Here is a 26,456-nt window from a genome sequence, read left to right on the forward strand (position 1 = left end):
GGGAGTATTATGGATTTTATCAAGATAAAAGACCTAGAAGTCTATGCCAACCATGGGCTTTTTGAAGAAGAGAATAAACTTGGACAAAAATTTTTAATCAGCGCAGAAATTGGGATGAGTTTTAGGGACTGTGCCATAGAAAAAAACTTGGACAGGTCCATTGACTATGGAAAATTGTCCCATGAACTCTACGATCTTTTTAAAAATGAAACAGAGGACTTAATTGAGACCCTTGCCTATAAGATGACAAAATTCATCTTTGACAATTATGAAATAGCAGAGACTGTGGATCTTACAATTAAAAAACCTTGGGCACCAATTAACCTTCCCCTAGATACAGCATCAGTTCGCTGCAACAAAAAGAGAAGGAACTACTATATTGGGATTGGGACAAATCTTGGAGACAGGGAAGCCTACATTAAATCAGCCCTAGAAAAGATGGAAGAAGCTGGACTTAGGGTCCTAGAAAAGGCTTCTATAATAGAAACCAAGGCCTGGGGCAAGACTGACCAAGGAGACTTTTTAAATACAGTTGTAAAGGTATCTTCCTTTGAAGATCCTCACGACCTCCTCCACATCTTGCAAAAAATTGAAATTGACCTAGACAGGGTTAGGCATGAAAAATGGGGAGCTAGAACCATTGATTTGGATATCCTCTTTATAGATAGGGAAATCCACTACACAGATGAATTAATTGTGCCCCACCCATATATTGCAGAGAGGGAATTTGTCTTAGAATCCCTAAACGAGCTTATGCCAAATTATTTTCATCCAATTTTAAATAAAAAAATTAGCAGCCTTTATAAAGAAGTGAAAGATGAAAGCTAAAAAGCTGGGCTGCGGTTGTCTTGTGATTTTTTTGGCTTTTTTGGGAATAGTTTTTTTCATGGGACTTTTGATAAGTTCTGCATCAGAAAAAAGGGCCCAAGAAGAATTAAACTACAGACAAGCCTATATTGCAGAGACAGAAAAATTGGCAGTGAGGGTGGCGAAAAAATATGACCTGCTACCATCAGTTATGATTGCCCAGTCAATACTTGAGAGCAATTGGGGAAGGTCTGAGCTTTCACAAGAATACAACAATTACTTTGGCATAAAGGAAGTAAAAAAAGACAAGGGCATAGTCTTTGAGACTGAAGAATATGTGGAGGGTCAAAGTGGAAGGTACATGGAGAACTTCAAGAAGTACTCTTCTAAGAAGGAATCCTTTGACCACTATGGCAAGCTTCTTTCCACAGCTAAGAGATATAAAAAGGTAAAGACTGCCAAGAATTATAAGGAAGCTGCCCAGTTTATAAAAGAAGGCGGCTACGCAACAGACCCTGCCTACGCAGAAAAAATAATATCAGTCATAGAAAAATATGGCTTAGAAAAGTACGACGAGGTGTAAAATTGACAAAAGATAAGAAAGAATGGCTGAAAACCAGCCTAATAATTATTATTCTTTCCATAGCTTTTCTTGTGTTTAAGTACAATAAGCTAGATACAAATAACTTCGCCCAAGTTTTTAATTACAAGACTTTGGCAATATTATTGGGAATAATTTCCCTGTCAACCCTGGCGGTTTTCTTCTTTGTAGATGAAAAAAGATACAAGGACACAAAATCAGTTTTTATTTACATGATAATTCTAATAATTTTATTTTCTGGTATATCCTATTTTAGGTACAAAAGTCTGACAGGACTTAGCCAACACGATTTATTAGTTATAGAAACTGATCTTAAGAAGATGCTTATAAATTTTGGAATCTACATGTTTGCTTTCTTTGGAACTATGCTCATGCTAACTAAAAATGACAAGGTTGCAGAAGAAATAGAAAAAGAAAAAGAAGAAGCTAAGAAGAATATACAAAAAATAAAAACCAATAAAAAGAAAAAGAAGAAAAAATAAGAAAGAGGAAAAAATGAACAAAAAAACATCTAACATAGTCCTCCTGATATCAGTAATAATTCCCTTTGGCCTTCAATTCTCTGGAATAAAATCAGAGCTTGGCAATGGGGCAATAATTTACTCAATTATGTGGGCTATTGTAAACTACCTATTTATGATGACAGCAGTGGACTTCATATCAAAGTACAAGGAAATCCTAAAACTTGAAGACTTAGACATAAGAAAGAGAACCTACAACTTAAACATCTTTGTCTACATAGGCTTTTTGATCTTTGTAAATATTTACTTTTTCCAACAAATGTATATGAGAGATAACAAGATCATTAAACTTCTTGCAAATCCCTTATTTTTAATAGGACTATTTCTCCTATTTTTATACAACCTACAAAATGGAAAATTTCCAATTAGAGAGGACAAGGACACAGTAATCTACAATATTCCCCTAAAATCATCCTTTAGAGATGGTAGGGACAAGCTTGGTACTGTTGTGGGATCTTATGGCAAGGGACTTGTAATTGGAAATAATCACTTTCCATATGAAGATATGAAATCTATTTCCAAGTCAAAGGACAATGAAATTGTTATAAAGGGTAAGGAAGGTTCTAAAAACTATATAGTAAATATTGGGTCACTAAACTCAGCAAATCAAGCAATTATTGAGATTAACAAGGCCCTTAACAATGGAAAAATCGACGAGAAAAAAATAAATTTAAAAAAGATAAAAAATTTTTAGGAAAACATTGACAAAACAACTTTAATGCTCTATACTATAAGTAAGCTAGCTAGAGAAAACAAATTGGTAACTAAGAAAAGGTGATTCCAATGACAAGTTTTAATTTATCCCGCAAGGGAAAGGTAGCAAAGTACCTCATTTGAAAGTAGCTTATTGCTAAAGGTTGAATGCTTAATTTACGAGGTATAGAGCTATAGTTACATAACAATTGAAAATTTTAAAATCAAGAGATCCAAGTGGGTCTCTTTTTTATATTTGTATATTTATAAGTATAGTTCATATATAAAAAATAAAGGTTTAACGCTTGCCTAAAATAAAAAAATGTATTAAAATATATGCTATATTATGGTTTGTGAATAATAATATATAGGAAATTGTTTTATAATAATTATTGCAAACATAATAAATTTTTTGAAATGGAGGAAGTTTATGGACGAAAAAAAGAGAAAATTTAAGTTCAAAGCACCTGATGCCTTAGTTTTAATCTGTATTTTAATGGTTTTATGTGCAGTACTAACTTATATTTTACCTGCTGGTACATATGAAAGATTTACTGACCCAGCGACACAGAGAGAGATGGTTGATCCAGCATCATATCATAGAGTACAAAACACACCGGTTAGTCCTTGGAAAGTTCTAAAAGCAATTCATGAGGGTATGAATGAATCTGCTCCAATTATTAACTTTCTATTTATTATTGGTGGTGCTTTTGGAGTATTAACAGACACTGGAGCATTAGACGCACTAATACATAGGACATCGGTTAAATTAAAAGGAAAAGAAAAACTAGTAATAGTATTTTTCTTGACATTTTGGGCTCTTGGAGGTGCTTTTTTAGGTAACTTTGAGGAATGTCTTGCCTTTATACCAATGCAAATAGCCTTGTGCTATGCCTTAGGATTTGATTCTATTACAGGTGTTGCCCTTGGACTATGGGGTGTAGGTATAGGGTATATGGGTGGCATTATGAATCCATTTACCTTAGGACTTGCACAAGATATAGCAGGTTTACCAATTTATTCTGGTATGGGGCTAAGAATTGGAGTTTGGTTATTGGCACTATTGGGCGGAATAGCATTTTTATATTCTTATGCAAATAAAATTCATAAAAATCCTCAAGCATCACTAACTTATGAAATAGACTTAAAAAATCGTGATATTCATGAAGAAATTGAGGAAATAGAGTTAACTGGAAGACACAAAGCTATTCTTTTAGTATTTGTATTATCTGTAATTTGGATAATTTATGGCGTAGTTAATCATGGATTTTATTTAACTGAAATGGCAGCTGTTTTTGTTGTAATGGTTATTCTAATGGGAATTGTTGCAAAAATGTCTCCTGATGATATCGTAGCATCTTTTGTAAAAGGAGCTGGGAATCTATTATATGCTTGTATATGCGTTGGATTTGCACGTGGACTTACAATTATAATGACAGAAGGTAATATACTTGACGTAATAGTTCATGGAGCTACAAGTGTTCTTAATGGACTACCTGCATTAGTAAGTGCTCCAATGACATTCATTGTAGTTTCTGTTATAAATTTATTTATACCTTCAGGCTCTGGAAAAGCAGTTATAATGATGCCTATAATGGTTCCAATGGCAGATGTTTTAGGAATAACAAGACAAACAGTAGCACTTGCATATCATATGGGAGATGCGATAACTAATCTTGTAACACCAGCGGGAGCTCCTCTAATGGCTGCATTAGCTATGGCAAATATACCATGGACTACTTGGATGAAGTTCTTTATGAAATTCTTTATCTATCTAATGATACTAGGATGCTTAGCGTGTGTATTTGCAATAACTATTAACTATGGACCATTCTAAAAAAGGAGAGAAGTATGACTAAAAATACAATAAATTCTTTAAGAGAAAATCCACTATTTGATAATTTTTATAAAATAAGTCAAATACCTCATGGTAGTTTTAATGAAAAAGAACTAAGTGATTGGATTTTAAATTGGGCTAAAGAAAGAAATTTAGAAGTAAAACAAGATGATTATAGCAATATTGTAATAAATAAAGATGGTCAAAATGGTGGAGAAAATAAAGAACCATTAATACTACAAGCTCATTTAGATATGGTTTGTCAAAAAAGAGAGGGATCAGATCATGACTTTTTAAAAGATCCAATACCATGGATTATAGAAGATGATTACCTCACCACTGGTGGCGAAACAACTCTAGGAGCTGATAATGGTCTAGGTGTCGGACTAATAATGGCTATTCTTGATTCAAAAGAAATGAGTCATCCACCAATTAATGCTATTTTTACAACAGCAGAAGAAGATGATTTTAGTGGTGCTTTAAACCTTAACAAAAATTGGATAAGAGCTGATAGAGCAGTTAACCTAGATAACTCAGAAGATTATGTGATTATTGCGGGTTCTAATGGTGGTTCTGGTGCTAAGATAACACTAAAAGTAAAACGTGAAAAAATTAAAGAAGATGAAAAAGTATTTGAAATTAAATTTTCTGGTTTAATTGGCGGTCATTCTGGTGCTGATATAAATAAAGGTATAGGAAATTCAAATCTTATAATAGCAAGACTTCTTGAAGAGTATAAGAAAAACTTTGACATTTCTTTAGTAGAAATATCTGGAGGAACCTTTAGATTAGCACTTCCAAGGAATTCAGAAATAGTTATTTCAATTCATAAAGATATGGACCAAAAATTGAAGGAAATAACAAATGAATTTTTAAAAACTATACACAATGAATATTCTAAATTTAAAGAAAGTATTAAAATTGAAGTAAAAGAAACTTTCGCCGAAGAAAAATTTACTCAAGAGGATATGGTGAGAATTTTAGATACTATAAAATTATCTCCAAATGGTGTTATTGAGGTTAATGCAAAAAGCTTAATCGTGGAGTCATCATGTAACCTAGGAGAAATTCACACAAAAGACGATGAAGTTACCTTCATTTCCGAAATAAGAGCAATGAGAGTATCTCAGGTAAATTCTACTTATTCAAAGATAGAATCACTTTCAAGGCTTGTTGGTGGAGAGGTTGAAAGATTTGCTGGGTATTTAGGATGGGAATTTGATGAAAATTCTAAATTAAGAGATCAATTTAAGTCGATTTTCGAAGACCTAACTGGACATGAATACAAAGTTGAGATTTCGCCAGGAGGACTAGAAAGTGGATATTTAATTGAAAAGAGACCTGGGTTAGATATAATATGTGTAGGAGCTGCTCATACTGGATTACACTCACCTGATGAAAGGGCCAATATAAAATCTGTATTGAATTTTTATGACAATTTCTTAACCTTCTTAGAAAAAATAAGTTGACAATTAAAATCAAGAGATCCAAGGGGTCTCTTTTTTGTATTTGTGATTTTAAAAGATCATTTATTTTATAGACAAGATATTTTGCGAATAATTTTGCAAAAAAAGCAGGATGCAACCAAAAGTTGCGCCATATTTTCTTGTTGTGAAGTTTTTATTTAGCTATATTGATTTTAGAAATTTGAATTTACTTAATAATTATTAAAAATTAAAAGTTTTATTAAGATAAGATTTTATTAGATTTTAATTTATTAGAAGAGAATAAAATTTTGAAAGTTAATACAAGCCTAAGAGTTAACAAATGTAGATAAGAATAGAAAATTGTGGATAAAAAATAAAATTTTAAAAATTGAATTAAAGAAGTTAAGAAATTTTCATAGCTTAATAAGATAAATCAAAAAATTTATAAAAATTCTTGACAAAAGAAATCGCTGGGCTTATAGTGTAAATATAAAGTATATACAGTTTAAAATTTTTATAACATTAATTTTATCTTGCAAATTAAAAAGACAGCAGATATAATGATTATTGTATTAAGGAGTTGATACAAAAGTACAAGTATTTTATGTGTAAGCTAAAAAAGTCCTGGATAGATTATGCAGGGCTGGTCTAAGCAAAAGTAAGCCAAAACAAAATCAAATCCAAGCAAGGCTAATAAAATATTATGAAAATTTATAAAAATTTCTTATTAATAAGTTAAGTTTTAATTTTTTATGTAATATTGTTTTAATTTGAAAGGCTTCTCTGGGTTTGATAAAATCAAAGCAAATAGGAGGTATACTATGAAAAAGAAAATTTTAACTATTTTTCTTGTACTTATTGCAGCCATAACTCTTGGCGCTTGTAGTGCAAACACAACAGCTTACCTAGATGCATCCCAAAAGGTTGCAAACTGGAAGGGCTCAAAGGTTACAGGACAACTTGAATACAATGTTGAAGTAAAAAATCCTGAAACTCAAGAAATTGTAAAAATGAAATTCCCTGTAAGCCTTACTGGCGAACAAGTTGGAAAAGACAAGGCACATGTTTTAATGAACCTGGACTTCACAAACTTGAAAAAGGAAATTGCAAAAGTTTCTAAGAGCCAAGAAGAAATTGCAGGACTTAACAAGGACGTGCCAGATAAGATCAAGATGGACCTTTATGTAAAGGGCAATGAAGTTATCATGTCAAAAGACATCTTTGCACTTGGAAGTGGATCCTTCAAGGACATCAAGGAAGACTATATCTCAATTGCAGATGAAGAAAATGGTCTTTCACCAAAGGCTGCACAATACTTTAACTCTGAAGAATTTAAAACAGACCTAATCAAGTTAATGGACCTTGCAACTAAGGACCTTAAACAAGAAATTGACTTCAAGGTTGAAGGCAACACATACACATTAAATGCAAATAGTGACGCTATAATTGACCAGTTCATCAAGTCAGCTGACGGCGTTATGAAAAATTGGGATGCAGTTTCAACATCTGCTTTAGCAATTGTTGACAAGGCTGGACTTCCAATGACTGATGAAGAAAGAAAAGACTTCAAAGAACTTAACAAAGAATACAAGGCAGAAGACTTAAAAGAAGCTGCTAAGGGCGTAAAAGAAATGATTAAGGGTTCAAATATTTCTCAAAAGACAACTTTTGAAGAAAACAAAGTTATTCAAGATCTAGCAATGCAATTTAACTTTGCAGAATTTGTAAAAGTTTCTGTTAAGGGAAAAGTTAACACAGTAAAAGACGAAAATGTAAAAATCAACTTCCCAACTTCAGTTAAAAAATTAACTACAGAAGAGTACATGAAGTTAATCATGCCAAATGTAACACTTGTAACAGTAAGAGTAAATGGTGAAGACATCACTTTTGAAGACCCAGAAGCTCTTCCAAAGATCATGAATGACAGAACTATGCTAGCAGCTCGTGCTTTCTATGAAAAAATCGGCGCAAAAGTTGATTGGAATGGAAAAGACAGGACTGTAACAGTTACAAAGGACAAGGATAAAATTGTTCTTAAAATTGATTCTAACAAGGCCCTTGTAAATGGAAAAGAAGTTGCACTTGACTCACCAGCAGTTATTGTAAAAGATAAAACTTACATCCCAGTAAGATTCGTATCTGAAGCTTTTGGTTACAAGGTTAAATACGACAAGAACGATGGAATGCCAATAGTTGACATCTTCAACATGACTGAAAAAGAATTAGAAGCAAAGCTTGCAGAAATTGAAAAAGAAGATAACTACAAGATGATAGCTTCAATGAAAACAGACCTTAAAGACGAAGAAGTTGTTAAAACTTTAAAGGAACTTTATGAAGGCGAAGAATTAGAAAAACTACTTGCAGCAAAGGCTGACCTTGATAAAAACCCTGAACTTCTAAAGAAATACAAAGAAGAAAACAAAAAAGAAATGGAAGCATTCTTAAAAGAAGACAAGGAAGAAGTTAAGGAAGAAAAAGCTGACAAGAAAGAAACTAAAGAAGTTAAAGAAGAAAAAGTAGCTGAAAAGACAGAAAAGTCTGCTGAAAAAGCAGCAAAAGTTCTTTTCTCAGTTGTAAAATAAGATAAAAAATTATCCCAAGAGCAAGCCTCTTGGGATTTTTTGTATTCAAAACGCATATTAATTTTAATAGGAAGCCAAGCCAGGCTTCTTTTTTTATGAGTCTAGATTCAAGTGAATTTTTATATAAGATAGGTTGTAAAATAAAAAAAGTCACAGCTTTATAATAAAAAACAAATTACTAAGATTGTTTTTTATCTACTTTTAAGCTATTTATAAAATTTTGTTTATGGTAGTATATAGTAGTATTTAAAAAGGTATAAATAAAAATTCTACTATATGGAGGATTTATGAAGATATTAAAAAGAGATAAGAGAGAGGTTGATTTCGATCACTTAAAGATAAAGAATGCCATCGAAAAGGCCTTTGACTCTGTTGGAAAGCCCTATGTTGATTCTGTCATCAATGCCTATGCCCTTGACATCAAAAATAGCCTATTAAAAAACTATGACCCAAAGAAGCCACCTACTGTGGAAGAAATTCAGGACTTAGTTGAGTTAAAGCTAATTGATGAGAAGGAAATCGAAGTTGTAAAGGCCTACATCCTTTACAGGAATAGACATTCTGAAGAAAGGCAAATTTTTGATAAGTTCGCCAACTACATCACTGATGACAAGGTCCTAAAGATTTTGAAGTTTGTGAGAAAGACTTACGACCCAAAGAAGTACGAGCTTGAAAACTTGTTTAAGAAGTTTGAATCCTTTGTGAAGAAGGACCAAAGTCAAGATGCCTATCTTTCTGAAATTATAAAGGCGGCAAGTGAACTTACAGACAAGGATGCCCCTAGGTGGGAATTTATCGCAGCCCTTTTCTTAAATTATGACCTTGAAAAGAAAATCAAGGCAAACCTAGAAGAGTTTAAGATTAACAATTTCTACGAAAAGATTGCCTTCTTAACTGAAAAGGGACTATATGGAGAATACATCCTAGAAAATTATTCTAAGGAAGATATTCTTGAGCTGGAAGATTATATTGATAATTCAAGAAACAGACTTTTAAACTATTCTGGCCTTGACCTCTTAATTAAGAGGTATGTTATAAGGAGCCACGACGGCAGGTTTGTGGAATCTATCCAAGAGATGTTTATGGGAATTGCTATGCATCTTGCTATCCCTGAGAAAAACAGGATTTACTGGGCTAAGAAGTTCTATGACATTTACTCTAGCCTAAAGGTTACTGTTGCCACACCAACTATGTCTAATGCGAGAAAGCCCTACCACCAACTTTCTTCCTGCTTTATTGACACTGTGCCAGACACTTTAAAGGGGATTTATCGTTCTATTGACAACTTCGCCCAAATTTCTAAGCATGGTGGCGGCATGGGACTTTACTTTGGTAAGATTCGTGCAACTGGATCTGACATCAGGGGCTTCAAGGGGGTTGCAGGTGGTGTTATAAGATGGATAAAACTTGCCAATGACACTGCTGTTGCTGTTGACCAACTGGGAGTTCGTCAAGGTTCTGTTGCCTGCTATCTTGATGCATGGCACAAGGACATTCCAGAGTTCTTACAACTTCGTACAAATAATGGGGACGACAGGATGAAGGCCCACGACATCTTCCCTGCTATTTCCTACCCAAATTTATTCTTTGAATTAGCAGAGAAGGACATCAACGCGACCTGGTATATGTTTGATCCCCACGAAGTTCTTGCAAAGAAGGGCTATTCTCTTGAGGACTTTTACGGCAAGGAATGGGAAGAAAAGTACAGAGAATGTATTGAAGATGAATCTATCTCCCGTCGTGAAATGTCAGTAAAAGACCTTGTTAGACTTATTATCAAGTCACTTACTGAAACAGGAACACCTTTTGCCTTCTACAGGGACAATGTAAACGAAATGAATCCAAACAAGCACGTTGGTATGATTTACTCATCAAACCTATGTACAGAAATCATGCAAAACATGTCTGCCATTGAGACCCTAGATACTACAATAGAAACTGAAGATGGGGACGAAGTCATTGTGACAAAGACTAAACCAGGTGATTTTGTAGTTTGTAACCTTGCTTCTCTTGTTCTTGGAAATATAGACCTTGAAGATGACAAGGAATTAAAGGACATTGTTGCCACAACTGTAAGGGCTCTTGACAATGTTATTGACCTTAACTACTACCCAATCCCTTACGCCAAGGTGACAAATAGGAAGTACAGGTCCATAGGTCTTGGAACTTCTGGTTACCACCACGCCCTTGTAAAGGCTGGCATGGCCTTTTCTGATATTGAAGACCACTTAAAGTGGGCAGACGACCTTTATGAAAGGATAAACTTCTACGCAGTTACTGCTTCTATGGAAATTGCCAAGGAAAAGGGATCCTATGACTTCTTTGAGGGTTCTGATTGGGAAAATGGAAACTACTTCGACCTTCGTGACTACAAGGATGCAAAGTGGAATAAATTAAGAGAAGAAGTGAAGGCTAACGGACTTAGAAATGGTTATATCATGGCAATTGCCCCAACTGGTTCTACTTCAATTATAGCTGCGACAAGTGCAGGTGTTGACCCAATTATGAATAGGTACTTCCTGGAAGAAAAGAAGGGATCAATCCTTCCAAGAGTGGCACCAGACTTGACACCACAAAGCTTCTGGCTCTATGAAAATGCCCACGAGCTTGACCAAAACTTTGTAATCGAGGCTGCAGCTATTAGGCAAAGACACATTGACCAGGCTCAGTCCATTAACTTCTATATAACAACTGACTTCACAATGAGAAAGATCCTAAACCTTTATATCAAGGCAGCCAAGGAAAAGTTAAAGTCCGTTTATTATGTGAGAAGTAAGTCTTTAGAGGTTGAAGACTGCGATTATTGCGCCTCATAAATTGTTGTAAAGCTACAATTTTTTACAAAATTACAAACTTCTATAGGCTTGTAAACTTTTATGAAGTCACAATTTGTTATAAAGTCGTAAATATCTACAGAGTCGTAGATTTTTATGAAGTCACAAATTCTTACAGAGTCGTAAATTTTTATTAAGTTATAAAACTTTATAGGGTCATAGATACCTATAAGTTCATAAATATTTAGAAAAGCGTTAAAAATTATTATTAAGGAGGAAATATGCAACTTTCAAAAAGAGGTCTCTTTAATGAAAAAGGAGACATTGAAACTTCCAAGAGAAGGGTCATCAATGGCAACACAACTAACCTAAATGACTTCAACAACTTGAAGTACAGCTGGACAAGTGATTGGTACCGCCAAGCTATGAACAACTTTTGGATACCAGAGGAAATTAATCTTTCCCAAGACGTGAAGGACTACAGGGAACTCGACAAGGCTGAAAAAACTGCCTACGACAAGATTTTATCCTTTTTGATTTATCTTGATTCACTGCAAACTGCTCAAATACCAAAGCTACAATCCTATGTAACGGCAAATGAAATCAACCTTTGCCTTTCAATCCAGGGTTACCAAGAGTCCATTCACTCTCAATCTTATTCCTACATCTTGGACACAATTTGTTCTCCAGAAGAGAGGGAAGAAATCCTCTACCAATACAAGGATGACGAAGTCCTCTTAAAGAGAAACAAATTTATTGGGGACCAATACCAAGACTTCTACGAAAATGAAAACTTGGACAACTTTATGAAGGCCCTAATTGCCAACTACATCCTTGAAGGGATTTACTTCTACTCAGGCTTCTCCTTCTTCTACAATCTCGGAAGAATGGGCAAGATGCCTGGCACAGTTTCTGAAATCAGATACATCAACAGGGACGAGAACACTCACCTTTGGTTATTCAGAAGCATAATCCTTGAGATGAAAAAGGAAGAGCCAGAAATATTTACAGATGAAAATATAGAGAAATATAAAGAAATGCTTAAAAAGGGTGTTGAGGAAGAGATTGCTTGGGGTAAGTATGTCATAGGCGATGAAATTAAGGGTCTCAATGAAAAAATGATTGAAGATTACATCATGTACCTTGGCAACTTGCGTTCCAGAAATCTTGGTTTTGGTAACCTCTTTGATGAAAATATCGATGAGCCAGAATCAATGAAGTGGGTTAGCGAATATTCTGATCCAAATCAAATTAAGACAGACTTCTTTGAAGCAAGACCATCTGCATATTCCAAATCTTCTGTAATTGAAGATGACCTTTAATAAGAAAGAGATTTAAGCCGGATTTTTATCCGGGTTTTTATTTTTAAAAAATTTCATCCCTTAAGGAGGTTTATAAGATGGAAGATAAGGACAACAACAAGAGGCCCAGATATAATTTACTTAGATATTACTTGATTTCAATCTTGGCAGTCTTTGCCCTAAACTGGTTAATATTGCCAATGGTGACACAAAACAGTATAGAGGGTTCTTCTTATTCAGACTTTAGGAAGAACTTGAGCCAGAATAAAATTGAAGAGGTAAGTTTTAAACAAGACCAAATCCTCTACAAGCTTAAGGACGACAAAAAAATATACAAGACTGGAAGGATGGAAGACCCAGACATAGTTAAGGACCTTGAAGAGAAAAATGTTGACTACTCTTCTGAAATTCCAGAAAAGCCAAGTTTATTTATGAACTTTGTAATGACTTGGGGTTTCCCAATCCTACTATTCTTCTTGCTACAAAGGGCAATGACTAAGAGAATGGAAAATCTTGGTAGCGGTGGCATCTTTGGTGGCGGAAAGAAAATTGAAAAGTACGAACCAAGTGGCGAGACTGTAAACTTTGATGACGTTGCAGGTCAAGAAGAGGCAGAGGAGTCCCTAGTGGAAATCGTGGACTACTTAAAAAATCCAAGAAAATACACAGCCATTGGTGCCAAGTGCCCTAAGGGCGCCCTACTTGTTGGCCCTCCAGGAACTGGTAAGACCCTACTTGCCAGGGCAGTAGCTGGAGAAAGCCACGTTCCCTTCTTCTCCATTGCAGGATCTGAATTTGTGGAAATGTTTGTTGGACGTGGTGCAGCTAAGGTTAGGGAACTCTTTGACGAAGCGAAAAAGAATGCCCCATGTATTATTTTTATTGACGAAATTGATACTATTGGTAAGAAGAGAGATTCAGCAGGAATTTCTGGCAATGATGAAAGAGAGCAAACTCTTAACCAACTTTTGACTGAAATGGACGGATTTGACGGCAACATTGGAATTGTAATGCTTGCTGCAACTAATAGGCCCGAGATCCTTGACCCAGCCCTACTTAGACCGGGAAGGTTTGACAGACAAATTAGGGTTGAGCTCCCAACTTTAAAGGACAGGATTGAAATCCTAAAGGTTCACGCTAGGTCCTACAAGATGGAATATGACATTGACTATTCACTTATTGCAAGGTCAACTGCCGGTGCATCAGGTGCCCAACTTGCAAACATCTTAAATGAAGGAGCCCTTCGTGCAGTTAGGATGGGCCACGATAAGGTTCGTCAAGAGGACATCCAAGAGTCCATTGAAGTTGTAATTGCAGGTGCCCAAAGAAAGCAAGATATCCTTTCTCCAGAAGAAAAGAAGAGGGTTGCCTACCATGAAATTGGTCATGCCCTTGTTGCAGCTCTTCAAACTGGGTCTGAACCTGTGGAAAAAATTACAATTATCCCAAGGACTTCAGGAGCCCTAGGTTACACTATGCAGGTTCCTAAGGACGAAAAAAATCTCTACACAAGAGAAGATTTAATTAACCACATCACAACACTTTGTGGTGGACGTGCAGCAGAAGAAGTTATCTTTAATGAAGTTTCTACTGGGGCTGCCAACGATATAGAGAAAGCTACAGAAACTGCAAGGTCCATGATCACCCAATATGGTATGGCTGACGAATTTGGCATGGTTAAGTTCCAAGACTCTGGTTCAAGATACATGGGCGACAATGGAAACATGAACTGCTCTGAAGAAACAAGAAAAGAAATTGACGACCTCATGGTTAAGATTGTGAAATCAGCCCAAGACAATGCAAGAAAATTAATTGCAGACAATAGGGATGCCATGAAGGAACTCTCTGAATTCTTGTTAGAAGAAGAAACAATAACTGGCAAACAATTTATGGAAATTTTATCAAAGTACAAGAACTTTGATGAAGAAGAATAAGAATTATGAAGAAGGTGGCTTGGGCCGCCTTTTTTGATTGCAAAAATCTTGCAAGGGTAAAGTATAAATATAGTTAGAAAAATTTAGAGAGAGAAAAGGAGATGAACATGGGATTATTAGTAGAAGGTAAATGGGTTGATGAGTGGTATGACACAGAATCAACTGGAGGAAAGTTTGTTAGGAAGGACTCCTCCTTTAGGGACTGGATAACAAAGGACGGAAAGATTGATGATGAGGACAGGAAGGCCTACCCAGCAGAAAAGGGAAGATACCACCTTTATGTTTCACTAGCTTGTCCTTGGGCAGCAAGGGCCCTAATGGTTAGGAAGCTAAAAGGACTTGAAGACATAGTTGGTCTTTCAATTGTAAGTCCACTAATGTATGACAAGGGTTGGACCTTTGGAGACTATCCAGGTGCAACAGAGGATAAGGTTCATGGCTTTAAGTACCTTCATGAGCTTTACACCCATGTGAAGCCAGACTACACTGGCAGGGTAACTGTGCCAGTTCTCTACGACACAAAAGAAGAAAAAATCGTAAATAATGAGTCATCAGAAATAATTAGGATCTTCAACCACGCCTTTGACGACTTGGGAGCAAAAGAGGGAGACTTCTATCCAGAAGACCTTAGAGATGAGATAGATGAGATAAACGACTTTGTCTATGACAGGATTAACAATGGAGTTTACAAGGCGGGCTTTGCAACAAAACAAGAAGTTTACCAAGAGGGGGCAAAAAATGTATTTGATGCACTAGATAAGATAGAAGAAATCTTATCAAAGAATAAGTTTTTAGTTGGCGATAGGTTTACTGAAGCAGACATAAGACTCTTTACCACTCTAGTTCGATTTGACTCAGTTTACTTTGGTCACTTCAAGTGCAACCTAAGACCCCTCACTTCTTATGAAAATATTTGGAGATACACAAGAGTTATTTACAACATGGAGGGAGTGCCAGAGACAGTAGACTTAGACCACATCAAGACCCACTACTACATGTCCCACGACCTAATAAATCCAAATAAAATAGTTCCAATAGGTCCAGAGATAGACTTCTCACTTTAAATAGAGATGTGAAATCTAAAACTCTTGAAAATTTAAAATTTAATAAACAAAAAAATCCTAGGTTTTCAGGCCTAGGATTTTTAAATTTACCAAGTTTTATAAACTTACTTATCAAGTTTTGAAATTATTTGTGCTACTTCTGCCCTTGTTAAGTTTGCCTTAGGTGAGAACTTGTTGTTAGTAGTTCCACTTAGGATTCCCTTGTTAACTAGGAATTCAATTTCGCCAAGAGCCCAGTCAGAGATTTCCTTTTGGTCATCAAAGACTACCATCTTAAGAGTTGAAGTGTCGTCGCCCATTAATTTTAGATAAGCTGCCAAAGTGTAAGCCATTTCTTCACGAGTGATGTCTTCATTAGCCATTGGCTTAGAAGTCTTTGGAAGAAGTTTATTTTCAACAGCCCAGTTCATGTATTCAGTGTAGAACTTGCCAGCTTCGATGTTCTTGTCCTTAACTTCAGCGTATTTCTTTGTGTCAAGCTTGCCAAGTCTTCCAAGTATTGTTATAAATTCTCCGCGAGTGATTTTTTCATTTGGAGAGAACTTAAGGTCACTTGTACCAACCATTAACTTCTTGTTGATGGCATCGATAATAGGCTTTCTTGCCCAGTGATCAATTAAGTCGGCCTTAGAAACTTGTGAAAGTTCTTTTTGTAGTCCCTTTTCTAGGTCAAAAACTTCTTTTTCCCATTCCATTGTCTTAGCAGTAGAGAATTCTGCAGCCTTTGCCTTGTCCTTAGAATAAAGTTCAATCCATTCCTTTTCAACTTGAGGAAGGTCCTTCATGATTTTAGCTTCAAAGTCTGTTACAGTTTTTCTTGTTGATTCGCCAAGTGCTTCTCTGTTGCCAGAAACTAAATCATTAACAGATGAGCCAACCCAGTAGTAAGAGTTTGCATCATAAACTGGTGAATCATTTTTTGCTTCAGGAGTAGAGTCGTTGATGTCAGGGAAAATTGGAATCCAAGGAATGTTAAGTGGACTTCCTAGAGTCATCCACATAAGACCTGGAGCTTCCTTTGGATAACCCTTCTTAATTTGGAAGATGTGGGCTTGCATTGTGTTAATAGATCCAATTGGTCTCTTGTGAGTCTTAGGGTTTGCCTTTCTCTCAGCCTTGTTGTCTGATGGAGTAAATTCAGTTCCATCAAGTCTATTTCTAAATACATTTAGGGCATGAGTTATATCTATTTTTTCACTGCCTTCTGATAGGTCATTTAACAAGTCAAATCTCTTTGCATCGTAAGGAACTTTTGAGTTAGGGTCAAGGTCGTGGATACCAGACCAAACTCTTGAACGAGATGTATCTCTAATTTCCTTAGGGCCATAGGATCCAGCCATATCCATTAGACCATCAGCAGTTTCCTTATAAGTCTTTGCCTTCTTTGCAACTTCGACTATGTCTTTTGATGCAATTACATTTTCCTTGTCCTTAAGGTCAACGCCACCTAACCAAAAATCGTTAGGGAAGATACTAAATTTGTCGGCAGGATACTTAATGGCAACATATTGGTGGCCAGTGTAAATTTCCATGTACCAAACTTCATCTTGGTCGCCAAAGGCAACAATGTCACCCATTGACGCACCTTGCTCATCAATAGTTTTTGCCAAAAGTTCTATTGCGCCCCTAGCTGATTTTGCGTGTGCAAGTAAGAAAGTTGTCATACTTGCTTCATTGACACCATCTTTTACAAAAGGATCAGCCTTTAAGACTTCGTCTGATGGGTCAGCAGAAACTGTACAGAAGATACCTACACCTGCTTCATTGTAGCCAGCTGCATCGTAGACACCTTGTTCCATGTCTTTTGGCTTCTTAGAAGAGTCTGGAGTTGAGAAAAACTTCAAAGAGTCTTCCTTGTGTATGTATGTAAATCCGTTGTTGACATCAACCAACTTATCGCCTTTCTTGATTTCTCCACGTGGGTGAGTTACAAGTCTCATAGTCCTATTTCTTTGGTAGTCTTCAGTTCTTCCAAAGATAAAAGAACCATCAGTAGTTAGGTCTTTACCAACGATAATACCTGTGCAGGCAAAAGTTGGAACTGCCATGGATAAGACCATGCTAGATGCAAGACCTGCTATCAATAATCTCTTCTTGCTATTTTTCATAAATACCTCCTTGCTCCCTTTTATAAAAATGTTTTCTTTATCTAAATAAAGATGATGGGAGCGTTTTTATAAATATAAATTAACACCTGAGAATATAATAAGTCAATGTTTTAATTTTGTACAAAATTTTGTCGATATATCACTTAAAACCACAAAAGAAAAGTCTGCAAGTTATCTTGCAGACTTAACTTATTTCTTGTTTTTTAGTTTTGAAATCAAGAGGCAAACTAGCATTCCTAGGGAGGCAATAACTACTATTGCTCCACCTGGTTTTAGGTCAAAGTAGTAGGACAGAATGACACCACTTAGGGTGTAAATAAGTCCAAGGACCAGGGTGTTTAGGAAGGTTGCCTTGTAGGATTTACTTATTAATAGTGATGATGCCACTGGCAAAACTATGAGTGATGTCACCATGAGGGCACCAATTATTTTGGCTGAAAGGGCAATGGTAAGGGCAGATAAAAGTGTGAAGATTGAATTTATTCTCGCCACATTTACCCCACTCATCTTGGCAAGTTGTGGATCAACTGCAATGGAGAGGAGACCAAAATAATAAATTAAAGAAATTGCAACAACAAGTATAAAGGTTATGAGGACGATTATAACGTCAGCCTTTGATACTGATGCAATACTTCCAAAGAGATAGGCGTCAAAGCTGCTTCCTCCTGGCGAAAAATCTGACAAGAGGGCAGCAAGTCCCAGCCCCATAGAGGTTATTATGGCTGTTGCCATGTCACCAAACTGTGGGAACTTCTTCCTGATTTTTTCAATGGAAAAGGCTCCAATGACACAGGCAAAGATGGCACCAATTAGGGGGTTGATTGAAAGGATTAGTCCCAAGGCAACCCCAGCTAGTGAAACGTGAGATAGGGCATCTCCCATCATAGAAGTTCCACGATTTACTATTACAATCCCAATTAGGGGAATTATTATGGAAATCATGAGGGAAACTAAGATGGTCCTAATCATAAAGCTATACTGCAACAAGTTCAAGACCTCCCTTCTTTAGTTCATAAAACTTATCCATTTGCAAATTATTTTTCACCCAGTCTAGTTCGTGGGTTATTAAAATTATGGAAACGTCAAAATTTTTGTTTAGGTCTTCAAGGGTTTTGGCAAACTGCCTCTTTGAATTTTCGTCGACACCAGATGTTGGCTCGTCAAAAATTAAAATTTCAGGATTGTTCATAAGGGCCCTTGTGATTACAACCCTTTGTCTCAAACCACCAGACAGGTCCCTTATAGGATAGTCTGCGTACTTCTCAAGATTCATCTTCTTTAAAAGCTCCATAGTTTTGTCGTAGTGAATCTTTCTTGGAATTTTTATCATCCCCATGCTCTCATAGAGTTGTAGGGTTACAAGCTCCTTGACAGAAATTGGGAAAGTATATAAGTTTTCCTTTTGTGATTGAGGAACGTAGCCGATTTTTTTCAGTGAATCTATATTTAGGTCTTCTTCAAAAATTTTTATTTCTCCAGACCTTAGCTTGAGCTCCCCAATAATTATTTTTATTAAAGTTGTCTTGCCAACTCCGTTGCCACCGATTATAGTGATCTTCTCCTTGTTCATCAGGGTTAGGTTTAAGTCCCTGAGAACTGGGTCCCTATCGTAGGCAAAGTTGGCATTTTTTATTTCAATAGCCTTCATATATCACCTCAATGATTCATATATATTTTTCAAATTGTATTCCATCATGTCTATAAAGTCGTCTCCAACGTCCCTTTCGATATCCCTGTTAATATATTCCATGGATATTAGGCCTTTTAGGTCAGCACCAATTTCTTCTGCGATTATGTCTGCCCCATTTTTTGGCATCCCATATTCGTAAAAGATTGTATTGATCTTTCTATCCCTTGCGTCATCTATGGCGCTGGTGATCTTCTTTATACTTGGAGAATCTGTACTTGTTAGACCTTGGAGAGGATATTGGATGAGGTCAAAGTCCTTTGCAAGGTAGGCAAAGGCAAAGTGACTCACAATAAATTCCTTCCTCTTAGTTTTCTTAAAGAGGTCCCTGTACTTGTAGTCAAGCTCTGTAAGCTTTCTCAAAGTCTTTGAAGCATTCTTCCTGTAGAGGCTTTTATTCTCTGGATAGAGCTTGGACATCTTGTATTCAATATCATTTACATATCTCTTGGCATTTCTAATACTCATCCAAGAGTGAGGATCGTAGGTTATCTTGTCCTCGTTAGTAGTTGAAGTATCACGAAGGACATCAAGTTTCATAGGATCTCCATGGGCATCAAGCATCTTATAAGAAAGAAGGTCTGTGGAAATTCTGTCGCTAAACATAATCCACCTTCCCTTCTTAGGAAGCTTGTAATAAATTTCTCCATGCTCGTGGCCCATCTCAAGCTTGTAAGTCTTTCTGTCCTCAACCTTAATTAAAGATTTTTGTGGAATATCTTCTCCGGGGTCCTCCATGATCTTTCGTCCCATCTTAACAAGGTCCTTTTCAGAGTAGTCCTTGTCGCAATAGAGGAAGGCAATCCTCATGTTGTCTTCGTGAGTGTGACCAAAGTCAAAGGAGTAGGTTTCCTTGTCAAAGTCGCCAGCCAGCATGTATTGGAAGTCTCCAATGGCAGCAGCCCCCTTGTAGGAAATTAAATTTACCCCGCTGGCAAGATTTAGGATATCCAAATTTGGAAGGGTATTTGCAATTGAGTCTGCCCAGTGTTCCATATTTGCTCCATTTATAATCAAAAGGTCAGACTTTGACAGATCCTTTATCCTTCTTGGAGTTGGCTCCCAGAGGTGGGGATCCTGGTTTTTTGGCATGAGGATCCTTAGGTCCACAGTGTCACCAACTACGCTTTTAGTTAAGCTGTAGACTGGATAAAAGGAAGTGTAGACGACAGGTTTTGCCTTGTCATCCTTTTCTGCCTTACAGGCAACTAGAGAAAAAGCCAAGAGAAATACAGTCATAATTTTTATTATTTTTGACATAAAGTCTCCTTTCTCTTAAAAAAATTTATCCCCGATGAACATCAAGAGATGAAACATCGAGGATAGAAAAAAATAGAAATATTATTCAGCAACTTCTTCGTAAACTTGATCGATAGTTACTGTTGGACTAACAAATGTTGGGTACCAGTCATCCTTAGCTAACATTTCTTCAGCACTTCCTCCAACTCTTAAGTGGAAGTGTGGCATGTGGTCTTCGCCGTGAACTGGCATTAATAAAATTGTTGGATATTTTCCATTAGAAGTAAACTCGTACCAATAAAGAGTTTTTCCACCGTGTTCCATTGGGTGTTTGTCTACAAGCTTGTAGTCAGCCTTGTCAATTTCGTCTCCTTCAGGTCCAGTTAAGAAAGTTATGCTATCTCCATCAACCTTTAGGGCTCCAAAATCAACTGCAACGTGATCAGCAAAATTCTTTTTAGCTTGATCTTCTGTGATCTTGTCTCTCTTAGCAACTTCCTCGTAAGCTCCCTTTAGTCCAGGATCATCAAGATAGTTGGCAATATTATTCCATTCTCCGTCCCAGTCAGAAAGAGCAACTTCATCAGTAGCCTTATCTTCAGCCTTAGCCTCTACATTTTGTTCAACCTTAGTGTTGTTCTCTTTAGGCTCATTCTTAGTTTCTTCCTTATTGCAAGCAACAAGAAGTGTTGCAGATAGGGCCAATAGGCCTAGTGACAGTCTAAATTTTTTATTCATAATTCCTCCTTAATATAAGTTATCTAATATTTTGCGAAGAATTAAAGAAATTGTAGGGAAAAATTTCTTTTATATGAAGGATTTACAAAACATTAATAACTTGCAAATGATAAGTGTTATCATTTTTATAAAACTAGTATAACAAGTAGAAAAATTTTGTTTTAAAGAACTTATCCAGTTTTATTTAATAAACACTAAAGATTATTGTTTATAAAAATTATTTTGATCTAAATATTTAATCAACTCACAAAAATTAAGAAATAAGCATGAGTCCAAGCATAGAAATATTATTAATGACAAAGCTCTCCCCTAAAAGGAGTCCAAGAAGACCTTATATTTATTTATTAGTTTTGGGTAAAGGTAGCTTAGGTGATAAAATGAAAAACATAAAAATTATTTATCTTGCAGGTGGATGCTTCTGGGGGACTGAAGGCTACTTCAAAAGAATAAAGGGAATAAAGAAGACCATGGTTGGTTATGCCAATGGAATTAGCGACGAAACAAATTATGAATCTGTAGCAAGGACAGACCATGCAGAGACAGTAAAGATTTATTACGACTTATCCCGCATCTCCCTTACAGAGATCCTATTCCACTACTTCAGAATTATTGATCCCAAGTCTATTAACAGACAAGGTAATGATGTAGGAAGACAATACAGGACAGGAATTTATTGGGAAGAGGGAGACGAGGAGTCAGAAAATCTTGTCAGAGACTTCATGGCCTATGAAGAAGAAAGGCTTGGCAAGCTGGCAGTGGAAATCTCTCCTATTAAAAACTTTGTTAAGGCAGAGGACTACCACCAAGACTATCTCGACAAGAACCCCTTGGGCTATTGTCACGTCAATTTGAGCTTAGCTGATGATCCAATAATTGATGACAAGAGAGAATTTTTAAACAAGAACAAGAGAGAAGTACTTGATGACATCTCCTATGAAGTCATGGCAAATTCTGGAACGGAAAGGCCCTTCACAAGTGACTTAAACCATGAATATAGGAAGGGAATCTATGTAGACAAGCTTTCAAGAAAGCCCCTCTTTGTCTCATCAGATAAGTTTGATGCAGGTTGCGGCTGGCCATCCTTCTCAAGACCAATCATCTCAACCTATCTTGATGAAGAAGTTGACACATCCTATGGAATGGTTAGGACAGAGGTAAGGTCTAAGTCATCAGACTCCCACCTTGGCCACGTCTTTCCTGATGGACCAATAGACATGGGTGGACTTAGGTACTGCATCAACGGCGCAGCTCTTGACTTCATCCCCTATGAGGACATGGATGAAAAAGGTTATACTGACTACAAGATATTTGTTAAATAAAAATTTTTTGGACCTAATTTAATATTAGGTTCTTTTATTTTGCAAAAAGAAAAAAATAATTAAAAAATTAAATAAGGGCTAAAGTAAAGACAAATAAAAAATTTGAAAAATGAAAGAAGTAAAAATGATTTCCCGTAAGCCAGTTTAAATGGAAGACACACTACAATGTTAAATTAGTAATTGAAAAAGACGGTTTATTGTGATAATCTAAATACACGGGAAAACAATTCCAAAAATAAAAAGAGGAGGTGATATTGATGATTTACTCAGAAGAAGTTTTGGGGAAGGCTCTTAATTTAGGTAGAAAATATATACACGAAGGAGCTGTTGCAGATTATATTCCTGAACTTGCAAAGGTAGATGCAAATAAGCTTGCAATTTCTACAATAGAAGATGGAAACATTTATAGTGTTGGGGATTCTAAGGTTAGATATTCTATTCAGTCAATTGTAAAGGTAATTCTATATGCTCTTGCCATGGAGAACTACAAGGTTTCAGAACTAAAGAAATACGTTGGAGTTAGACCGTCGGCTAAACCTTTTAACTCTGTAATTGAGTTGGAACTTTCAGAAAAGAAAATACCAGTCAACCCTTTTATCAATGCTGGCGCAATTATTATAGTAGCTATTTTATATAACGTTTATAGAGAAAAAACCTTTGATGTAATACTAGAAAAGGCCAGCCAATTTTTAGGTGAAGACGTAGATTACAGCAGAGAAATTGCCCAGTCAGAAAAGGAATCTTCCTTTACAAACAGGACCCTAATCTACTTGATGTTAGCTAAGGGAATCCTGCCAAGTGATACAAAGGTAGAAGAAGTATTAGATACATATTTTAAGGCTTGTTCAATCCTTGTAAACACAGAAAACCTAGCACACATGTCCTATGTTATTTCTAATAATGGACTTGATATAGAAGGTAAAAAAGTAATAAGTCCAAACGAAGCTAGAGTTCTAAGATCCTTGATGGCAACTTGTGGAACCTATGACTACTCAGGCGACTTTGCCATAAGAGTTGGGCTTCCTGCCAAGTCAGGAGTTGGTGGCGGCATTGTAACTGCATCCAACAACAAAACTGGCCTTGCAGTATATGCACCAAGGCTTGACACTCACGGCAACTCCTACTCTGGAGTTAGGATGTTAGAATACTTATCACAAGAATTAGACTTATCAATTTATTAGAGAGGTAAAATATGAGAGAATTATTATCTGCCGTTAATGGCGTTTTATATTATCCAATATTAATCATAGTATTACTTGCTTGTGGATTTTATTTCACAATTAGAACAAAATTTATACAATTTGGACTTTTAGGAGAAGCCTTTAAAGTTATAACAGAAAAGCCAGAAGGAAAAGACGACGTATCTTCCTTCCAAGCACTAATGGTATCAACAGCATCAAGAGTTGGTACAGGTAATATCGTTGGTGTTGCCAACGCAATCTGCCTTGGTGGACCTGGTGCAGTATTCTGGATGTGGATCATCGCCCTAATCGGTGGTGCATCAGCCTTTATAGAATCAACACTAGCACAAATTTATAAAAAACGTGGTTCCGATGGAGTATCCTACGGTGGACCATCTTACTACATTGAAAACGCACTTGGCTCAAGAGGTATTGGCGTTCTATTTGCAGTAGCACTTATTGCAACATACGCAGTAGGATTTAACATGCTTGCATCCTTCAACCTTCAAGACTCCTTTAGAGTATATGACTTCTACGTTCCAGGAAAAACTTCTTGGATGATAGGTGCAGTTCTTGCAGTATTAGCAGGATATTGTATCCTTGGTGGTGGAAAGAGAATTATAAAATACACATCTTTACTAGTACCAGTAATGGGCGTTATCTTCGTAATTATGGCCCTTATAATGATCCTTATAAATGCAAAAAATATTCCAGCAATGTTTGGTATGATCTTTGAAGATGCCTTTAACTTCAAGGCAATCTTTGGTGGAGTTGCAGGTTCAGCTTTAGTACAAGGTATTAAGAGAGGACTTTACTCTAACGAAGCTGGTATGGGTTCTGCTCCAAACGCAGCAGCATCAGCATCAGTATCTCACCCTGTTAAACAAGGTCTAGTACAAATGATATCTGTATTCCTAGATACACTTGTTATCTGTTCAGCAACAGCTTTTATGTCACTTGCATCAGGCATTGCTCCAACAGAAGAATTAGCAGGAGCACCATTTGTTCAAGCATCACTAGCAACAGTATTTGGAAGATATGGAAACCTATTTATCACAGTTTCCCTTGCACTATTTGCCTTTACAACCCTACTTGGTAACCTATACTATGTAGACTCTTGCTTAACATACCTTAACAAGAAAACACCTTCAAAGACATTCATGCTTTGCTACAGAATTATAGCAACAATCCTAATCTTTGTAGGCGCTGGTATGGAAATGTCACTTGCATGGGACATCGCAGACTTCTTAATGGGAGTTATGTGCTTAATCAACATCCCAACAATCATTATCCTTGGTGGAACAGCACTTAAGGCACTTGACGACTACAAGAAACAAAGAGAAGAAGGCAAGAACCCAGTATTCAAAGCAGAAACAATTGGCATCGACACTTCAAAATTAGACTACTGGAAATAAATAATATAAGAATAATTGTAAAATAAAATAATTTATTAGTGACCTAAGCCAAGCTTAGGTCCATTTTTTGTGGTTTTTTATTGCGGTTAAAAAAATAGAAAATGCCAGAGAGGGTTAAGTCTCTGGCATCTTTTATTTTAAAATATTTATAATTTCCTCTTGGGCCTTTTTGCCTTCTGGGAAGATTGACAAGAGTGGATAGCAGTGGCAAAGTCCTTCTCCCACTATTATCTTGTAATCCACATTATATTTTTTTAGGGCTTCTTCAAAAAGTGGTGCAAAGGCATAGATAACTTCGTAAGACCCATAATAGAGGTAGGTCATAGGGAAGTTGCTAAAGTCTCCCCTGTAGGGATAAAGCATGTAGTCAGGGATGCTTTCTCCCTTAGTCATAATTTCTCGCGCAGTGTCAAAATACTTGTAGTCAACCATTATGTCCTTCTTGTTCAATTCCTTGAGCCTATCCATGTCGAGGTCCTGAGATAGACAGCCGCCGGCAGATGATGCGATGATTTCTCTCGGCATATTCAAGCTCAACTTATTTGCATTTATATAAAGGCCGAGACCCAGGGCAAGTGATGCTCCAGATGAAAAGCCCAAAATAGAAAGGGGCTCTTCCCCATAGGTTTTTGTCATTTCTTCATAGACTCCTGCAGTGGCAGCATAAGTTTCCACTATGGTCTTGTCGATGCAAAGGGGGTAAAAATAAAACCAGACGTCTTTTCCAGTCTCGCGACAAATTTTCTTAGCAAGACTTAAGTCCCTCTTGTCTGGATTTGTTATGTAGCCGCCGCCAAAGAGGTACAAAATTGCCCCGGGATTTTTATTTTTTGAATGTATTAAAATTAATCTTTGGGACAAAAAAGTCCTATCCTCATAATAAATATCAGCTTCATCTTTTAGCTTGAAGCTTGGCTTTTGATTTTGCCTTCTGGCATAATTTAAAATCTTATCCTTTGGCAAGAGAAAAATTTTTTTAATTCTAAGTGCCCTTACTAGACCTGCTATAACCTTATAAGAAATGCTCATAACAACCCTCCTATCTTCAATCACATATTATCACTTTAACAAGAAAAAGATTAAAAATTTTAAGAAAAAGGTTCTTCAAAATAAATTTTTTATAAAAACTAGGGAAAAAGCCTCCGCAACCAAAAGTTGCTGCCCATTCGCTTGTTAGACAAGTATATTTTTGTTATCATTTCTTACATAAAATGAAATTTTAAGAGAA

At 36.3% G+C, this 26,456-nt stretch carries 21 protein-coding genes; 14 read left to right on the forward strand and 7 right to left on the reverse strand.

Annotated elements, in window-relative coordinates:
* Positions 1-9 precede the first annotated feature (9 nt).
* From folK to M9426_RS04720, 8 genes are all read left to right on the forward strand, one after another.
* Complete coding sequence (gene folK / locus M9426_RS04685; RefSeq protein WP_250341469.1) at positions 10-828, forward strand: 2-amino-4-hydroxy-6-hydroxymethyldihydropteridine diphosphokinase; 819 nt, start codon at positions 10-12, stop codon at positions 826-828.
* The gene (locus M9426_RS04690; RefSeq protein WP_195445208.1) at positions 818-1,390 is read left to right on the forward strand and encodes a glycoside hydrolase family 73 protein; all 573 of its coding nucleotides are present in this window, start codon (positions 818-820) and stop codon (positions 1,388-1,390) included. The genes folK and M9426_RS04690 overlap by 11 nt, the downstream gene beginning before the upstream one ends.
* Positions 1,391-1,392: 2 nt before the next feature.
* On the forward strand, positions 1,393-1,890 hold the full coding sequence (locus M9426_RS04695) for a hypothetical protein (RefSeq protein WP_250341470.1): 498 nt from the start codon (positions 1,393-1,395) through the stop codon (positions 1,888-1,890).
* A gap of 13 nt (positions 1,891-1,903) precedes the next feature.
* Positions 1,904-2,623: a hypothetical protein gene (locus M9426_RS04700; RefSeq protein ID WP_060799951.1), complete on the forward strand. Its 720-nt coding sequence runs from the start codon at positions 1,904-1,906 to the stop codon at positions 2,621-2,623.
* A gap of 429 nt (positions 2,624-3,052) precedes the next feature.
* Positions 3,053-4,459 (forward strand): YfcC family protein, encoded by a 1,407-nt coding sequence (locus M9426_RS04705; protein WP_250341471.1) that lies wholly within the window; start codon positions 3,053-3,055, stop codon positions 4,457-4,459.
* A gap of 14 nt (positions 4,460-4,473) precedes the next feature.
* Complete coding sequence (gene pepD, locus M9426_RS04710; RefSeq protein ID WP_250341472.1) at positions 4,474-5,928, forward strand: beta-Ala-His dipeptidase; 1,455 nt, start codon at positions 4,474-4,476, stop codon at positions 5,926-5,928.
* Between the two features lie 779 nt (positions 5,929-6,707).
* Positions 6,708-8,468: a copper amine oxidase N-terminal domain-containing protein gene (locus tag M9426_RS04715; RefSeq protein ID WP_250341473.1), complete on the forward strand. Its 1,761-nt coding sequence runs from the start codon at positions 6,708-6,710 to the stop codon at positions 8,466-8,468.
* Positions 8,469-8,755: 287 nt separating this feature from the next.
* Positions 8,756-11,284 carry a ribonucleoside-diphosphate reductase subunit alpha gene (locus tag M9426_RS04720; RefSeq protein WP_250341474.1) on the forward strand — a complete coding sequence of 843 codons (2,529 nt, stop codon included), beginning with the start codon at positions 8,756-8,758 and terminating at the stop codon, positions 11,282-11,284.
* On the opposite strand, the gene M9426_RS04725 is transcribed toward M9426_RS04720, so the two are convergent.
* Entirely contained in the window at positions 11,269-11,529 is a 261-nt protein-coding gene (locus tag M9426_RS04725; protein ID WP_250341475.1) for a hypothetical protein, read from the reverse strand. The two genes, M9426_RS04720 and M9426_RS04725, sit on opposite strands and share 16 nt — an antisense overlap.
* On the opposite strand from M9426_RS04725, the gene M9426_RS04730 reads away from it, so the two are divergent.
* From M9426_RS04730 to M9426_RS04740, 3 genes are all read left to right on the forward strand, one after another.
* Positions 11,524-12,564: a ribonucleotide-diphosphate reductase subunit beta gene (locus tag M9426_RS04730; RefSeq protein WP_005955234.1), complete on the forward strand. Its 1,041-nt coding sequence runs from the start codon at positions 11,524-11,526 to the stop codon at positions 12,562-12,564. The two genes, M9426_RS04725 and M9426_RS04730, sit on opposite strands and share 6 nt — an antisense overlap.
* 77 nt (positions 12,565-12,641) lie before the next feature.
* Positions 12,642-14,477, forward strand: coding sequence for an ATP-dependent zinc metalloprotease FtsH (gene ftsH, locus M9426_RS04735; protein WP_250341476.1), 1,836 nt, complete (start codon positions 12,642-12,644; stop codon positions 14,475-14,477).
* A gap of 107 nt (positions 14,478-14,584) precedes the next feature.
* The gene (locus M9426_RS04740; RefSeq protein ID WP_250341477.1) at positions 14,585-15,541 is read left to right on the forward strand and encodes a glutathione S-transferase family protein; all 957 of its coding nucleotides are present in this window, start codon (positions 14,585-14,587) and stop codon (positions 15,539-15,541) included.
* A gap of 104 nt (positions 15,542-15,645) precedes the next feature.
* Here the strand turns inward: M9426_RS04740 and M9426_RS04745 are convergent, their stop codons facing one another.
* The 5 genes from M9426_RS04745 to M9426_RS04765 all read right to left on the reverse strand — a co-directional run bounded on the left by M9426_RS04745 (position 15,646) and on the right by M9426_RS04765 (position 21,313).
* Positions 15,646-17,649, reverse strand: a complete 2,004-nt coding sequence (locus M9426_RS04745) for a C69 family dipeptidase (protein WP_250341478.1) — start codon at positions 17,647-17,649, stop codon at positions 15,646-15,648.
* 189 nt (positions 17,650-17,838) lie between these two features.
* Complete coding sequence (locus M9426_RS04750; protein WP_250341479.1) at positions 17,839-18,636, reverse strand: metal ABC transporter permease; 798 nt, start codon at positions 18,634-18,636, stop codon at positions 17,839-17,841.
* Positions 18,623-19,297: a metal ABC transporter ATP-binding protein gene (locus M9426_RS04755; RefSeq protein WP_250341480.1), complete on the reverse strand. Its 675-nt coding sequence runs from the start codon at positions 19,295-19,297 to the stop codon at positions 18,623-18,625. The genes M9426_RS04750 and M9426_RS04755 overlap by 14 nt, the downstream gene beginning before the upstream one ends.
* Positions 19,298-19,300: 3 nt before the next feature.
* Positions 19,301-20,596: a metal ABC transporter substrate-binding protein gene (locus M9426_RS04760; protein WP_250341481.1), complete on the reverse strand. Its 1,296-nt coding sequence runs from the start codon at positions 20,594-20,596 to the stop codon at positions 19,301-19,303.
* Positions 20,597-20,677: 81 nt separating this feature from the next.
* The gene (locus M9426_RS04765; protein WP_250341482.1) at positions 20,678-21,313 is read right to left on the reverse strand and encodes a ZinT/AdcA family metal-binding protein; all 636 of its coding nucleotides are present in this window, start codon (positions 21,311-21,313) and stop codon (positions 20,678-20,680) included.
* 377 nt (positions 21,314-21,690) lie between these two features.
* On the opposite strand from M9426_RS04765, the gene msrB reads away from it, so the two are divergent.
* The 3 genes from msrB to M9426_RS04780 all read left to right on the forward strand — a co-directional run bounded on the left by msrB (position 21,691) and on the right by M9426_RS04780 (position 25,228).
* Positions 21,691-22,632 (forward strand): peptide-methionine (R)-S-oxide reductase MsrB, encoded by a 942-nt coding sequence (gene msrB, locus M9426_RS04770; protein WP_250341483.1) that lies wholly within the window; start codon positions 21,691-21,693, stop codon positions 22,630-22,632.
* A gap of 257 nt (positions 22,633-22,889) precedes the next feature.
* Complete coding sequence (gene glsA / locus M9426_RS04775) at positions 22,890-23,813, forward strand: glutaminase A (RefSeq protein ID WP_005955224.1); 924 nt, start codon at positions 22,890-22,892, stop codon at positions 23,811-23,813.
* Between the two features lie 11 nt (positions 23,814-23,824).
* Entirely contained in the window at positions 23,825-25,228 is a 1,404-nt protein-coding gene (locus M9426_RS04780) for an alanine/glycine:cation symporter family protein (RefSeq protein ID WP_250341484.1), read from the forward strand.
* Positions 25,229-25,360: 132 nt separating this feature from the next.
* Here M9426_RS04780 and M9426_RS04785 read toward each other — a convergent pair whose 3' ends face one another.
* A complete protein-coding gene (locus tag M9426_RS04785) occupies positions 25,361-26,257 on the reverse strand; it encodes an alpha/beta hydrolase (protein ID WP_250341485.1) in 897 nt (298 codons plus the stop codon).
* Between the last annotated feature and the right edge of the window lie 199 nt (positions 26,258-26,456).

Source organism: Peptoniphilus genitalis (assembly GCF_023614525.1).
GTDB classification, from domain to species: domain Bacteria; phylum Bacillota; class Clostridia; order Tissierellales; family Peptoniphilaceae; genus Peptoniphilus_A; species Peptoniphilus_A genitalis.

What these genes read in the sequence shown, in the direction of transcription:
- M9426_RS04730 (WP_005955234.1), top strand. Translation starts at nt 11,524, where the DNA reads ATGCAACTTTCAAAAAGAGGTCTCTTTAATGAAAAAGGAGACATTGAA.
- ftsH (WP_250341476.1), top strand. Translation starts at nt 12,642, where the DNA reads ATGGAAGATAAGGACAACAACAAGAGGCCCAGATATAATTTACTTAGA.
- M9426_RS04765 (WP_250341482.1), bottom strand. Translation starts at nt 21,313, where the DNA reads ATGAATAAAAAATTTAGACTGTCACTAGGCCTATTGGCCCTATCTGCA.
- M9426_RS04780 (WP_250341484.1), top strand. Translation starts at nt 23,825, where the DNA reads ATGAGAGAATTATTATCTGCCGTTAATGGCGTTTTATATTATCCAATA.
- M9426_RS04690 (WP_195445208.1), top strand. Translation starts at nt 818, where the DNA reads ATGAAAGCTAAAAAGCTGGGCTGCGGTTGTCTTGTGATTTTTTTGGCT.
- pepD (WP_250341472.1), top strand. Translation starts at nt 4,474, where the DNA reads ATGACTAAAAATACAATAAATTCTTTAAGAGAAAATCCACTATTTGAT.
- M9426_RS04700 (WP_060799951.1), top strand. Translation starts at nt 1,904, where the DNA reads ATGAACAAAAAAACATCTAACATAGTCCTCCTGATATCAGTAATAATT.
- M9426_RS04740 (WP_250341477.1), top strand. Translation starts at nt 14,585, where the DNA reads ATGGGATTATTAGTAGAAGGTAAATGGGTTGATGAGTGGTATGACACA.
- M9426_RS04745 (WP_250341478.1), bottom strand. Translation starts at nt 17,649, where the DNA reads ATGAAAAATAGCAAGAAGAGATTATTGATAGCAGGTCTTGCATCTAGC.
- M9426_RS04755 (WP_250341480.1), bottom strand. Translation starts at nt 19,297, where the DNA reads ATGAAGGCTATTGAAATAAAAAATGCCAACTTTGCCTACGATAGGGAC.
- folK (WP_250341469.1), top strand. Translation starts at nt 10, where the DNA reads ATGGATTTTATCAAGATAAAAGACCTAGAAGTCTATGCCAACCATGGG.
- M9426_RS04720 (WP_250341474.1), top strand. Translation starts at nt 8,756, where the DNA reads ATGAAGATATTAAAAAGAGATAAGAGAGAGGTTGATTTCGATCACTTA.
- glsA (WP_005955224.1), top strand. Translation starts at nt 22,890, where the DNA reads ATGATTTACTCAGAAGAAGTTTTGGGGAAGGCTCTTAATTTAGGTAGA.
- M9426_RS04715 (WP_250341473.1), top strand. Translation starts at nt 6,708, where the DNA reads ATGAAAAAGAAAATTTTAACTATTTTTCTTGTACTTATTGCAGCCATA.
- M9426_RS04760 (WP_250341481.1), bottom strand. Translation starts at nt 20,596, where the DNA reads ATGTCAAAAATAATAAAAATTATGACTGTATTTCTCTTGGCTTTTTCT.
- msrB (WP_250341483.1), top strand. Translation starts at nt 21,691, where the DNA reads ATGAAAAACATAAAAATTATTTATCTTGCAGGTGGATGCTTCTGGGGG.
- M9426_RS04785 (WP_250341485.1), bottom strand. Translation starts at nt 26,257, where the DNA reads ATGAGCATTTCTTATAAGGTTATAGCAGGTCTAGTAAGGGCACTTAGA.
- M9426_RS04705 (WP_250341471.1), top strand. Translation starts at nt 3,053, where the DNA reads ATGGACGAAAAAAAGAGAAAATTTAAGTTCAAAGCACCTGATGCCTTA.